The following is a 12,520-nucleotide window of genomic DNA, read 5'->3' on the forward strand; positions in this document are numbered from 1 at the left end:
CTCAGTGTGCGGATTCTGGAAATTCGAGGTGTTTCAGCGCGGCATGCAGTGCATCGTCCATGCCACGCGGTTTGAAGGTGGTTGCATCGAGCGCGGCGATCTTCACCTGCGCGGTCAGCAGTGTCTCATCGCCCCGATGGACCGCTTGGGCGAACACCATGCTGGCGCGCTTGCACTGCACCAGCGTGGCGGTGACCGCCAACGCATCATCCAGACGCGCCGGCTTGAGGAAATCCATGGACATGCTGCGCACCGCGAACACCAGGCCGTGGTCGCAGCGCATGCGCTCCTGACCATACCCCAATGCCCGCATCCATTCGGTGCGCGCCCGTTCCATGAAGGCCACGTAGCGGGCGTGGTACACGACCCCGCCAGCGTCGGTATCTTCCCAGTAAATGCGTGTCGGCCAACTGAATCGGGGATCAACCGACATCCGGAATCTCCGCGAACAGGTCGGCCGGCGGGTTTTTCGGCTTCAACCCCATGTGCCGGTAGGCCTTGTGCGTGCACATGCGGCCCCGCGCGGTGCGGATCAGGAAGCCCTGCTGGATCAGGTACGGCTCGACCACATCCTCCAGCGTGCCACGCTCTTCGGACAGGGCCGCCGCCAGCGACTCGATGCCGACCGGGCCACCGTCGAAGTAATCGACCATGGTCCGCAGCAGCCGCCGATCGAGCTCGTCGAAGCCCTCCGGGTCGACCTTCAGCATCTGCATCGCCGCCTGGGCGACGTCCTGGTCGATGTGGCCGGCGGCCTTCACCTGGGCGAAATCGCGCACGCGGCGCAGCAGCCGGTTGGCGATACGCGGGGTGCCGCGCGAGCGCCGTGCGATCTCGGCCGCGCCTTCGGCGGTGCAATCAATGTTGAGGATGCTGGCCGAGCGCCGGACGATCTTGGTGAGCTCTTCCGGCGTATAGAACTCCAGCCGGTGCACGATGCCGAAGCGGTCGCGCAGCGGCGCGGTCAGCAGGCCCGCACGGGTGGTCGCGCCGATCAGGGTGAACGGCGGCAGATCGATCTTGATCGAGCGGGCCGCAGGGCCCTCGCCGATCATGATGTCGATCTGGAAATCTTCCATCGCCGGGTACAGCACTTCTTCCACGACCGGCGAGAGGCGGTGGATTTCATCGATGAACAGCACATCGTGCGGCTGCAGATTGGTCAGCAGCGCAGCCAGATCGCCCGCCTTTTCGATCACCGGGCCGGAGGTGACGCGCAGCGCGACCCCCAGCTCATTGGCGATCACATGGCTCAACGTGGTCTTGCCCAGACCCGGCGGCCCGAAGATCAGCACGTGGTCAAGCGCGTCACCACGGGCCTTGGTCGCCTCGATGTAGATCGACAGCTGCTCGCGCACAGGGGCCTGGCCGAGGTAATCGGCCATGCGCTTGGGGCGGATGCTGGCGTCGGTGCCCTCGTCTTCGCGGGTGGCACCGGCAGCGATGATGCGGTCGTCGGTCATTCGGCAATTATGCGGCAAAAGCGGCGCGATCCGCGCCCGGCAGCCCCAGCCGGCGCCGCGCCATGCAGGCGCATTGAGCAGCCAACCAACTGGAGAAGAGCCCCCTTGTTGTTCAAGGGGGCGCGCCGAAGGCGCGGGGATAAGGTGGAATGCCGCCGGGGCCCACGGTTTGCATCGCAAACCGTGGGGCAGCCCAGGTCGAGATTCAGATCTCGACCTGGGCCCCTAGCTCCACAAGCCGATTGCCCGGAATCCGGAAGAACCCGGTCGCCGGCGCGGCGTTCCGGTGCATCAGCGCGAACAGCTTGTCGCGCCAGATCGGCATGCCGCGGTTGGCGGTGGCCACGATGGTCTCGCGGCTGGCGAAGAACGTGGTGTCCATCGGATCGAAGTAGATCCCGCCGTGGTCGCACGAACGCATCAGCGCCAGCGGCACGTCCGGGGTCTCCATGAAGCCGAACTTCACGTAGATCCGGTAGAACTCGTCGCCCACCGATTCGATCTTCAGGCGCTGACCCGAGGGCGCGTACGGCACCGGCAGGGTCACCACGTGCAGGAACACGTTGCGCTCATGCAGCACCTTGTTGTGCTTGAGGTTGTGCATCAGCGCGTGCGGGGCCACCGAGGGATCGGCGGTGAGGAACACGGCAGTGCCCGGCACCCGCACCGGCGGGGCCAGCATCAGGCCCGGCAGGAAGGTGTCGATCCGGATGCCGTCCTTGCGGATTTCATCGCGCAGCAGCTCGCGGCCACGGCGCCAGGTGCGCATCATGGTGAACAGCACGATGCCCAGCACCACCGGGAACCACGCGCCCTGCAGCAGCTTGGCGCCATTGGCGATCACAAAGCCCAGGTCGATCACGAAGAACACCGCGCACAGCGGAATGATCCAGTAGCGCGAGGTCGGCCACAGCGCGCGGGCCACCAGGGCCAGCAGCAGGGTATCGATCAGCATCGTCGCCGAGACCGAAATGCCGTAGGCCACGGCCAGGTTGGAGGAGCTGCGGAACGCCAGCACCAGCCCGATCACCATCACCGCGATGCCCCAGTTGATGCCCGGGATGTAGATCTGGCCGATGGTGTCGTGCGAGGTGTGGGTGATCCGCATGCGCGGGATGTAGCCCAGCTGCATGGCCTGGCGCGACACCGAGAACGCACCGGTGATCACCGACTGCGAGGCGATCACCGCGGCCATGGTGGCCAGGATGATCATCGGGTACAGCGCCCAGTCCGGCACCGCTTCGAAGAACGGGTTCTTGACCGCCTCGGGGTTGTTGAGCACCAGCGCGCCCTGCCCCAGGTAGTTCAGCACCAGGCACGGCAGCACGAAGAAGTACCAGGCGTGGCGGATCGGTTTGGCGCCAAAGTGGCCCATGTCCGCGTACAGCGCCTCGCCGCCGGTCACGGCCAGCACCACCGCGCCGAGGATGAAGATGCCGTGCCAGCCATGCTCCATGAAGAAGCGCAGCGCCCACATCGGGTTGAACGCCTTGAGCACCTCGGGCGCATCGACGATGTTGTAGATGCCGATCGCGGCCAACGAGATGAACCAGATCGAGGTGATCGGACCGAACAGCTTGCCGATCTTTTCGGTACCAAAGCGCTGCACGGCAAACACCGCCAGCAGCACCACCACCGTGATCGGCACGATGAACGCATGCAGCCCCGGGGCCGCGACCTCCAGGCCTTCCACCGCGCCCAGCACCGAGATGGCCGGGGTGATCACCCCGTCACCGAAGAACAACGAGGCGCCGAAGATGCCCAGGATGCCCACCACGTAGGCCGAGCGCGAGCCGTTGCGCAGGGTTCGCTGGGTCAGCGCCATCAACGCCATGATGCCGCCCTCGCCCTCATTGTCGGCGCGCATGATGATGGTGACGTACTTGAGGGTAACCACGATGTTCAGTGCCCAGAAGGCCAGCGACAGCACCCCCAGCACGGTGTCGTGGTCGCTGTTGAGCCCGTAGTGCGGGGAGAACGCTTCTTTCAGCGTGTACAGCGGGCTGGTGCCGATATCGCCGAATACCACGCCGATGGCGCCGATCATCAGCGCCATGCCACCGGCGGCCGGCGCGTGCCCGTGCGGGGACGGGCCATCGCTGTGCTGGGAAGAAGTGGTGGACATGGGGCTCCGGGCGGACGCGGTCGGTAGTGTCGGCAGCTAGGGAAAGACAGGCGCGCGGCTCAGCGCAGCGCGGCCTGCAGGGCTTTGCGGATGACCGTGGCGACATCGTCTCCCTCGGCGTTGGCATCGCGTGCCATGCGCGCGGCCTCGGTCGGCTTGTAACCCAGCTGCTGCAGGGCCACGGTTGCCTCGGAGACCGGATCGGTGGCCGGTGCGGCACCGGCGATCGGCGCGCCGCCACCACCGAAATTGGCCGCGCGGTCGCGCAGTTCCAGCACCATCCGCTCGGCGGTCTTCTTGCCGATGCCCGGAATCCGGGTCAGCGCGGTGATGTCACCGGCCTGCAGCATGCGCGCGAACTCATCCACGCTGACGCCGGAGAGCACGGCCAGCGCGATCTTGGCGCCGATCCCGCTGACCTTCTGCACATCGCGGAACAGGCGCCGCTCGCCCTCGCGCAGGAAGCCGTACAACGAGACGCTGTCTTCCTTCTGCGCGTAATGGGTGAACAAGGTGACCTCGCGGCCCAGTTCGGGCAGGTCGTAGAAGGTGCTCATCGGCGCCTCCAGCTCGTAGCCGACGCCATTGACGTCCACCATCAGCCAAGGCGGTGCCTTGTAGGCCACGATCCCGCGCAGACGACCAATCATGCAGTGTTCCTCATTTCCGGCTCCAGGCCTGGCGCGCATTGACGCCCAGGCGCAGCGCCGTCGCCCGGACATGGGCGTGGGTGATCGCCACGGCCAACGCATCGGCAGCGTCGGCCTGCAGCTTGGTTTTCAGGTTGAGCATGAGCCCGACCATGTGTTGGACCTGTTGTTTTTCCGCGCCACCGCGGCCGACCACGGCCAGCTTGATCTCGGTGGCGGCGTACTCGCTGACCGGCAGATCACGCATCACCACGGCCGAGATGGCGGCGCCACGCGCCTGGCCCAGCTTCAAGGCCGAATCGGGGTTGCGCGCCATGAAGACCTTTTCGATGGCCACTTCGTCGGGGCGGTATTCCTCGACCAGGGCGGTCAGGCCGACCACCAGCAGCTTCATCCGCTGGGGGAAGTCGTCCGCGCCCAACAGCACCAGCGGCAGGTGATGCACATGCACCACCTTGCCGGCGGCGTCCACATCAATGATGCCCACCCCGGTGCGCTGCGAACCGGGGTCGATGCCGAGAATGCGGGTCATGCGGCACACACACGGGGATAACAGGGAACGGCTGGAGTCATCATGGTCCGCATTGTCCGCTCACCGGTCGCGCAAAGCGACCGGTGAAGCGCCCGCTCAGGCGTAGGCGTCCGCGCCGAGCTCGGCGTTGGAGAACACGTCCTGCACGTCGTCCAGGTCTTCGAGCATGTCCAGCAGCTTCTTGACCTGCAGGGCGGTGTCGCCCTCGACCTTGATGTCGTTGTCGGCGCGGTAGGTGATTTCGGCGTGGTCGGGCGTGAACCCGGCGGCTGCCATCGCATCCTTGACCGCGTGGTAGCTGTCGGCCGCGGTGACCACGTCGATCGCCCCGTCCTCCGGGTAGACCACGATGTCATCCGCGCCGGCCTCGATCGCCGCTTCGGTGACGGCCTCTTCGTCCGCGCCGGCGGCGAAGTGCAGCACGCCCAGGCGCTTGAACATGAACGACACCGAGCCTTCCGTGCCCATGTTGCCGCCGCACTTGCTGAACGCATGGCGGACATCGGCCACGGTACGCACGCGGTTGTCGGTCAGACAGTCCACGATCACGGCCACGCCACCGGGGGCATAGCCCTCGTAGCGGATCTCTTCGTACTCGACGCCTTCCAGCTCACCGGTCGCCTTCTTGATGGCGCGCTCGATCACGTCCTTGGACATGTTCGACGACAGGCCCTTGTCCATGGCCACCCGCAGGCGCGGGTTGTTGTTGGGGTCGCCTCCACCGCCGCGCGCGGCAACGCCGATCTCGCGGATGATCTTGGTGAAAATCTTGCCGCGCTTCGCGTCAGACGCGTTTTTGCGGTTCTCGATGGAGGGGCCTCTACCCATGGGGTGACTCTCGTGTTTCTGTCAGGAACAGGGCGCGAATTCTACCTGATCCGTCGGCCCGCCCGTGTCAGTGCCGGGCCCGATCAGGCAGCGTGGGCCGCGTCGTCCCGGCGGAACCGGCCATCGCGCAGGAACGCGGCGGTCTGGCGCGCGGCATCCGGCGAAAATACCAGCCCGCTATGGCTGGCCGGGATCACGCAGTGGTCGGCCAGACCGGGCAACTGCGTCTCATCCAGCGCCACGGTGCCATCGGACGCATCGCCACAGGCGCCCAGCAGGCTGCCCAACCCGTGCGGGACGGAGCCGGCGATCAGGCCGACCTGCGCCCTGCCCTCCCAGGCCGGCAGGCCATCAAGCAGCAGTTCCGAGCTGCGCCCCAGCGCCAGTGACCAGCCGTGATCGCTCAGGGAGCGGGCGGTCACACTGCCGCGCAGCGGCGAACCGAGGCAGACCACCCGCGAAACCGGCAGCTCCGGCGCGCGCCGCAGCGCCTCCAGCGCGACCAGTCCGCCCAGGCTGTGCCCGACCAGCGAGACTGGACCGCTGTCCTTGAGCCGCTCCAGCAGTTGCGGCACCGCCACCTCCGGCCCCCCGAACACGCTGGAATACCCGAAGGTATCCACGGCGAAGCCACGGGCACGCAGACGCCAGGCCAGCGGGCCGACCCACGCGCGCGCATTCCAGATGCCATGCAGCAGTAAAACAGGGGGATTCATGGTGTCAGCCTAGCCCGTTGGGCGGGGCGCCTGCAGAAGGAAACAGCGTCATTAGACGAATGGACCGGACAACGGCAGGTGAAGCCGTCGCGGCCCTTCAGGATCCGGCTCAGGCGGCCGTTGGCGGACGGCGCAGGATGAACTCCAGGTCGCGCACGTTGCCGACCGGGAACTCGTAGGTGCCGACCTTGCTGAAGCCGTAGCGGGCATAGAAGCGCTGCGCGCCGAAGTTTTCCGACCAGACACCGAGCCACACCGTGCGCGGGCCGTCGCGTTCCAGCCAGGCAAGCGCCGTTTCGAACAGACGGCTGCCCCAGCCACAGCTCTGCTGCTCCTTGATCAGGTACAAACGCTTGAGTTCAAGGTCCCCTGGCTGCACCTCGGCATGCGGCAGGCCGCAGGGGCCGGCAGCGGCGTGACCCACGGCAACACCGTCCAGCTCCAGCAGCCAGACCGCGTAATCGGGGTGTTCGAGGATGATGCGCTGGCGCTGCGCCGGGTACGCCTCATCCAGGAAGGCCTGCAGATCCTCCGGCGGGTACAGGTGGCCGAAGGTTTCCACGAAGGTACGGGCGGCCAGCACCGACAGAGTCTGGGCATCGTCCGGGGTGGCGCGGCGGATGGTGTAACGGCCTGGGGTCACGGCAGGAGCATCGGCATCGGCGGGAGCCGCCAATTTACCTGAACGCTGCGGCGATGGCGCCTCGTGACCATCGACTTTTTCAATCATGACAGGCGCAATCAGTAGGCAGGCACCAACCCCCGGCCGGTACCTGCCGCACCCCACGCCGACCGATGGCCGGCGTTTACCGGCTTATTCCTTGACCGCGCGCGGACGGACCTGGACGTGCACTTCGGCCAGCTGCTCGTCCGGGATCGGCGACGGGGCACCGGTCATCAGGCACTGCGCGCCGGTGGTCTTCGGGAACGGGATGACGTCGCGGATCGACTCGGTACCGGCCATCAGTGCGGCGATACGGTCGATACCGAAGGCGATGCCACCGTGCGGCGGCGCGCCGAAACGCAGCGCGTCGAGCAGGAAGCCGAACTTGCCCTCGGCCTCTTCGGCCCCGATGCCCAGCAGGTCGAACACCGCGCTCTGCATGTCCGAGCGGTGGATACGGATCGAACCACCGCCGATCTCGTTGCCGTTGAGCACCATGTCATAGCCGCGCGATACGGCGGTCCTGGCGTTGGCGCGCAGATCGGCGATGTCATCCACTGCCGGTGCGGTGAAGGGGTGATGCAGGGCGACGTAGCGCTGGGCTTCGTCGTCGTACTCGAACATCGGGAAATCGGTGACCCACAGCGGTGCCCAGCCGGCAGCGACCAGGTTGAAGTCCTTGCCGGCCTTCAGGCGCAGGGCGCCCATGAAGTCGGAGACCTTGTTGTAGCCACCGGCGCCGAAGAACACGATGTCGCCGTTACCGGCGCCCACCTGGGCGACCAGCGCGGCGAAGGCCTCTTCGCTGAAGAACTTGGCGATCGGCGAGCTGACTTCGCCGCTTTCGCTGATCTTGATGTAGGCCAGACCCTTGGCGCCGTACTTGGCGGCATGCGCGGCGTAGTCGTCGATCTGCTTGCGCGACAGGCTGGCACCACCCGGGATGCGCAGCGCGGCGACGCGGCCATCGGCATCGTTGGCGGCGGCGGTGAAGACCGGGAACTCGCTGGTCTTGACCAGCTCGGCCACGTCCACCAGCTCCAGCGCGATGCGCAGGTCCGGCTTGTCAGAGCCATAGCGACGCATCGCCTCGGCCCAGGTCATGCGCGGGAAGCTGGCGGCCAGCTCCACATCGACCACTTCGGCGAAGATGGCGCGGATCATGTTCTCCACGAAGTCCTGCACGTCGCGTTCGCGCACGAAGGCGAACTCCATGTCCAGCTGGGTGAACTCCAGCTGGCGATCGGCACGCAGGGCCTCGTCGCGGAAGCAGCGCGCGATCTGGTAGTAACGGTCGAAGCCGGCCACCATCAGGATCTGCTTGAACAGCTGCGGGCTCTGCGGCAGGGCGTAGAACTCGCCCGGGTGCATGCGCGCCGGCACCAGGAAGTCGCGGGCGCCTTCCGGGGTGGCCTTGGTCAGGATCGGGGTTTCGATGTCCTGGAAGCCGGTGGCATCCAGGTGGCGCCGCAGAGCCTGCACCAGCTTGATGCGGGTGCGCTGCATGCGCTGCATTTCCGGGCGGCGCAGATCCAGGTAACGGTATTTCAGGCGGGTTTCTTCGCCCGGGTTCTCATGCGCGTGGAACGGCAGCGGCTCGGCCTTGTTGAGGATGGTGATGGCCGTGGCGATCACTTCCACGTTGCCGGTGCGGAGCTTGTCGTTGGCCGCATGGCGCGCGCGCACCACGCCTTCCACCTGCAGCACGTCCTCGTAGCCCAGGCTGGCGGCCACGGCGAATACAGCCGCGTTGTCGACTTCCACCGTCACCTGCACGATGCCTTCATGATCGCGCAGATCGATGAAAACCACGCCGCCCTGGTTGCGGGCAACGTCGGTCCAGCCGGCGAGGGTTACGGTTTGGCCAATCAGGGTCTCGTCGACCAGGCCACAGAAGTGGGTACGCATGGGGGTAAAGCTCCGCAGGAGAGTGCCGACGCCAAGCTGCGCCGGAAAGCCCGTTATTCTGCGGCCGCCAGCCCGGCGGGGCAAATCCGGGCGCCGCGGCCCGGCATCACGCGCTCTGAACCGGGGGCATTCCTATAGTCCGCGCACCAACGACCGCACGGGGATGTCGCCATGCAACGCCGTCTGAGCACCGTCTGCCTCACCCTTGCCCTGGCCTGTACGGCCCCGGCCCTGCACGCCCAGATGAGTACCCGGGCCTATGCCCCGGAAAATCTGTCGCAGCTGTCCCCCTCCGACCGCAGCCGGGTGATCACCCAGGAATACGCCGACCAGTCCAATGGCCGCCGGATCCCGGATGACCAGTTGCGCTTCTACCTGGCCCAGGTCAACTCGGGCTGGAGCTTTTCCCGCATCAAACAGGACATCGCCACCTCGCTGCGCGGCAACGGCGGCGGCAACGGCAACTGGAATGGCGGCGGCAACGGCCCGGGCAACAACGGCACGGTCCGCTGTGAGAGCCAGGACAACCGCGAGCGCAGCTGCAACACCGGCTGGCGCAGCGCGCAGCTGTCGCGCCAGATTTCCGGAACCACCTGTACCGAGGGCCGCAACTGGGGCTCGCGCAACGGTACCGTCTGGGTCAGCGGCGGCTGCCGGGCCGAATTCGTCGAGGGCCGTGGCAATGGCGGCAATTGGGGTGGCGGTGGCGGCACCGGGGCCACCATCCGCTGCGAGAGCCAGGACAACCGAGAGCGCACCTGCAACACCGGCTGGCGCAATGCCACCCTGGTCCGCCAGATCTCGGGCTCGGCCTGTGTCGAAGGCCAGACCTGGGGCGTGCGCAATGGCGCAGTCTGGGTCAACCGTGGCTGCCGCGGCGAATTCGCCGAAGCGCGGGGCAACAGCGGTGGCAACTGGGGCGGCCCCGGCGGCAACAGCAACTACAGCGTGACCTGCAGCAGCAACGACAAGCGCCAGCAGACCTGCGCCTGGGACGACCGCCAGGGGCGCCCTGCACTGGTACAGCAGCTGTCGGGAACGGCCTGCGTGGAAGGCCGCAGCTGGGGCTACAGCAACGGCAGCCTGTGGGTGAGCGGCGGGTGCCGCGCCCGGTTCGGGGCGCGCTGAGCGCCCCTTTGCGGATAGGTGCCGACCGCGGGTCGGCACCCTTGAACGTTACGGCGCGGGCGGCTCGCTGCCCCACGGCGCCGGCGGCAATGCCACCGGCTTGCTCAGGTCGAACACCACCTGGAAGTGGCGGCCGCCCGGGCGGGTCAATTCGTAGACGAAGCGCTGGTCCGGCTCCACGTCCATCGCCCAGGTGTTCTGCACGGAGGCGAGCATGTCGGCCTTGCGGAACATCGCCACCGAGTCCGAATCCACCGGGAATGACTGGCGCTGCGCGGTGCCCGGCGGCTTGCTGTCGCCACCGTACATCGTGACCGCATCGGGGCTGCCATCTTCGTGGCGGTGATCGTGTTTGAGACGCAGCCCATGCTCGGTACGGGTCAGCACCCAGGTGCGCGAGTGATCATCACCGACATGGAAGGGAATCCGCAGCTCATGCGCCGGATCCTCACAGCCACGCACATGCATCACCAGCCGCTTGCCCTCGAAGGGATCGGGCGCGTCGGTCTTGGGCTCATTGACCGCGATACGGCCTTCAAAGGCCTTGCCGCAATGCGCGGCCACGGCCGACATGAAGGCATCGGACGGGGCATTGGCGATGTCGTGCGACACCGCATCCGATTGAGGGGAACAGCCGGCCAAAGCCAGCACCAGAACAGCAGGAACGAGGGCGGAAGCATTCATGCCCCCACCCTAACGGCCCCGCACGGCGCGTGCAAACCGGGGCGGGCCGTCTTCAGCGGTGCAGCCACACCTGGCAGTGCCCCACGGTCTGGGCGGTGGCGCCGGCGCTGTACCGCGCGATGATCTGCTGCACGTATGCGCTGCGGGCAGGATCGCTGGCCAGCCCATGGGGGCAGTCCACCAATGCACCCAGCGGCAAGCCGCCCAGCGCGGCGTCCGAACCGGCCATCGAGGCCAACGCGGTGGTCGGGGCCCAGTCAGGCACCATCACCGCACGCCGGCCGGCGAAGTACGGCAGCTCGGACGACCAGTCCTGCCCGAAACCGACGATGACGCTCTGCGCCTGCGTGCTCGACTTGATCAGCGCCGCGATCTGCGCCACTTCGCCCGGCTCGCGCGCCTCGCGCATCCGCTTGGCGTAGTTGCCTGCCAGGTTGCCGAAGGACAGCAGGCACACCAGGCCGACCAGCCAGATCGGCCGCGCCGTCCTGCCGCTGATCTGCGCGCGCTGGATGCTCCACCACACGACCAGGCCGACGATCGAGGTGGCGAACACGATGTTGGCCGCCTGGTAGTACGGATGGGCGATATGCAGGTTGGTGAACACCGCCACCGGTGCCAGGTAGGCCACCAGCAACAACAGCACCGCGCCGCGGATCGGTCGCGCACACAGCCCCACGACCAGCAAGATCAGGAACACCCAGTTCGACCCGACGGCGCCGCTGAAGCGCTTCTTGAACACCGTGCCCCACCAGGTGGCCGGATCCAGCTTCTGCTGCAGCGTGCCGTAGTTCCACGCCGACAACGCGCTCGAGGTCACCTCATGCCCCAGCGGCGATTGCGCCTTCAGCGCATCGGCATGCGAGAGCCATTGGGTCATCACGGCCAGCACGGCCACCGCCGACAGCGCGCCCCAGGCCAACAGCGGCCAGTGCCGGGCCAGCCACTGCGGACGCCAACCGTGCTCGCGCACGGCCAGCCAGGCAACCGCCAGTGCAACGAAGGCGGCGAATGCGAAGAACGTGGTGACCTTGACCAATGCCGACAGCACCGCCGCGATCACCGCAACCAGCCCCAGCCCGATCAAGCGCGGGTAGTCCAGCGGCGACGCCCGCAGCCGCGCCAGCGCCCAGACGAACACCAGCCCGAAGAACACCGCCGTGGATTCGATCATCACCGAGCGGCCCCAGAACAGCGCATACGGCGATGCCGCGAAGGCACCAGCGATGCACAGCGCCAGCGCACGCTCCGGCCGGATCGCCAGGGCCACGCGGTACACCATCACGATGCAACCGACGTGGAACACCGCCGACACCAGGCGGGCACTGTTGTCGATGCCCATCCCGGTGGCATTGGACAACATCGCCGCCAGCCACTGGTACAGCGGGAACTCGAACGGAATCGACCACGGCGCGCCGATCACCGGGGTGATGTAGCTGAACACCGGAAAGCCACGGGCGATCCAGTCGATCGACAAGGCGGTCTGGGTCTGGCGGAAGCCGGATGCATCCACCGGCGGCATCGACCAGCCATAGCAGAGCAGCGCCACCAGCATCACGGCGGCAAAATACAGCAGGATTTTCCCCGGCAAGAGGCTGCGCTTCGTATCGACGTCCTGGATCACACCTGTTACTCCTGTTGAAACACCCGGCGGCCGGGACATGAAAGAAAAGGATCGCGCACCTGCGGGCGCGGCCCGCGGAGTTTCCAGCGTTCGCCACGGCAGCGCAACAGGCACGCGCGCCCACTGACACGGCCTTCAAGCTCGCTATGTTAGGGTTGAGCAGGTGTTAGTTTTTCCAATTCCATCGAGAGCGCGCAG

The 12,520-nt window shown here is 67.0% G+C and carries 12 protein-coding genes; 1 reads left to right on the forward strand and 11 read right to left on the reverse strand.

The features are described 5' to 3' along the window. Nucleotide 1 precedes the first annotated feature (1 nt). From ybgC to aspS, 9 genes are all read right to left on the reverse strand, one after another. The gene (gene ybgC / locus ABE463_RS15410; RefSeq protein WP_123730395.1) at nucleotides 2–433 is read right to left on the reverse strand and encodes a tol-pal system-associated acyl-CoA thioesterase; all 432 of its coding nucleotides are present in this window, start codon (nucleotides 431–433) and stop codon (nucleotides 2–4) included. Continuing rightward, nucleotides 423–1,463 carry a Holliday junction branch migration DNA helicase RuvB gene (ruvB, locus tag ABE463_RS15415; RefSeq protein WP_123730394.1) on the reverse strand — a complete coding sequence of 347 codons (1,041 nt, stop codon included), beginning with the start codon at nucleotides 1,461–1,463 and terminating at the stop codon, nucleotides 423–425. Before ruvB ends, ybgC begins: the two co-directional genes overlap by 11 nt. 205 nt (nucleotides 1,464–1,668) lie before the next feature. Continuing rightward, entirely contained in the window at nucleotides 1,669–3,519 is a 1,851-nt protein-coding gene (locus tag ABE463_RS15420) for a potassium transporter Kup (RefSeq protein WP_184997297.1), read from the reverse strand. Between the two features lie 128 nt (nucleotides 3,520–3,647). After that, nucleotides 3,648–4,238, reverse strand: a complete 591-nt coding sequence (gene ruvA, locus ABE463_RS15425; RefSeq protein WP_088433901.1) for a Holliday junction branch migration protein RuvA — start codon at nucleotides 4,236–4,238, stop codon at nucleotides 3,648–3,650. 10 nt (nucleotides 4,239–4,248) lie between these two features. Next, entirely contained in the window at nucleotides 4,249–4,770 is a 522-nt protein-coding gene (gene ruvC, locus ABE463_RS15430) for a crossover junction endodeoxyribonuclease RuvC (protein ID WP_121039160.1), read from the reverse strand. Nucleotides 4,771–4,866: 96 nt separating this feature from the next. Then, a complete protein-coding gene (locus tag ABE463_RS15435) occupies nucleotides 4,867–5,598 on the reverse strand; it encodes a YebC/PmpR family DNA-binding transcriptional regulator (protein WP_346468751.1) in 732 nt (243 codons plus the stop codon). 83 nt (nucleotides 5,599–5,681) lie between these two features. After that, the gene (locus ABE463_RS15440; RefSeq protein ID WP_259259404.1) at nucleotides 5,682–6,314 is read right to left on the reverse strand and encodes an alpha/beta hydrolase; all 633 of its coding nucleotides are present in this window, start codon (nucleotides 6,312–6,314) and stop codon (nucleotides 5,682–5,684) included. A 109-nt stretch (nucleotides 6,315–6,423) separates the two neighbouring features. Further along, complete coding sequence (locus tag ABE463_RS15445; protein ID WP_346468752.1) at nucleotides 6,424–6,957, reverse strand: GNAT family N-acetyltransferase; 534 nt, start codon at nucleotides 6,955–6,957, stop codon at nucleotides 6,424–6,426. Between the two features lie 171 nt (nucleotides 6,958–7,128). Continuing rightward, entirely contained in the window at nucleotides 7,129–8,886 is a 1,758-nt protein-coding gene (aspS, locus tag ABE463_RS15450) for an aspartate--tRNA ligase (RefSeq protein WP_346468753.1), read from the reverse strand. Nucleotides 8,887–9,057: 171 nt separating this feature from the next. Between aspS and ABE463_RS15455 the strand changes: the two genes are divergently transcribed. Beyond that, entirely contained in the window at nucleotides 9,058–10,014 is a 957-nt protein-coding gene (locus ABE463_RS15455; protein WP_346468754.1) for a DUF3011 domain-containing protein, read from the forward strand. A gap of 48 nt (nucleotides 10,015–10,062) precedes the next feature. Here the strand turns inward: ABE463_RS15455 and ABE463_RS15460 are convergent, their stop codons facing one another. Both ABE463_RS15460 and ABE463_RS15465 read right to left on the reverse strand, forming a co-directional pair. Continuing rightward, nucleotides 10,063–10,698, reverse strand: coding sequence for a hypothetical protein (locus ABE463_RS15460; protein ID WP_346468755.1), 636 nt, complete (start codon nucleotides 10,696–10,698; stop codon nucleotides 10,063–10,065). A gap of 52 nt (nucleotides 10,699–10,750) precedes the next feature. Further along, nucleotides 10,751–12,322, reverse strand: coding sequence for a hypothetical protein (locus ABE463_RS15465; RefSeq protein ID WP_346468756.1), 1,572 nt, complete (start codon nucleotides 12,320–12,322; stop codon nucleotides 10,751–10,753). Nucleotides 12,323–12,520: the final 198 nt, after the last annotated feature.

Source organism: Stenotrophomonas sp. TWI819, from assembly GCF_039673075.1.
In the GTDB taxonomy this organism is placed as follows: domain Bacteria; phylum Pseudomonadota; class Gammaproteobacteria; order Xanthomonadales; family Xanthomonadaceae; genus Stenotrophomonas; species Stenotrophomonas rhizophila_B.

Coding starts and splice junctions, on each gene's coding strand:
- ybgC (WP_123730395.1), bottom strand. CDS start 433: ATGTCGGTTGATCCCCGATTCAGTTGGCCGACACGCATTTACTGGGAA.
- ruvB (WP_123730394.1), bottom strand. CDS start 1,463: ATGACCGACGACCGCATCATCGCTGCCGGTGCCACCCGCGAAGACGAG.
- ABE463_RS15420 (WP_184997297.1), bottom strand. CDS start 3,519: ATGGCGCTGATGATCGGCGCCATCGGCGTGGTATTCGGCGATATCGGC.
- ruvA (WP_088433901.1), bottom strand. CDS start 4,238: ATGATTGGTCGTCTGCGCGGGATCGTGGCCTACAAGGCACCGCCTTGG.
- ruvC (WP_121039160.1), bottom strand. CDS start 4,770: ATGACCCGCATTCTCGGCATCGACCCCGGTTCGCAGCGCACCGGGGTG.
- ABE463_RS15435 (WP_346468751.1), bottom strand. CDS start 5,598: ATGGGTAGAGGCCCCTCCATCGAGAACCGCAAAAACGCGTCTGACGCG.
- ABE463_RS15440 (WP_259259404.1), bottom strand. CDS start 6,314: ATGAATCCCCCTGTTTTACTGCTGCATGGCATCTGGAATGCGCGCGCG.
- aspS (WP_346468753.1), bottom strand. CDS start 8,886: ATGCGTACCCACTTCTGTGGCCTGGTCGACGAGACCCTGATTGGCCAA.
- ABE463_RS15455 (WP_346468754.1), top strand. CDS start 9,058: ATGCAACGCCGTCTGAGCACCGTCTGCCTCACCCTTGCCCTGGCCTGT.
- ABE463_RS15460 (WP_346468755.1), bottom strand. CDS start 10,698: ATGAATGCTTCCGCCCTCGTTCCTGCTGTTCTGGTGCTGGCTTTGGCC.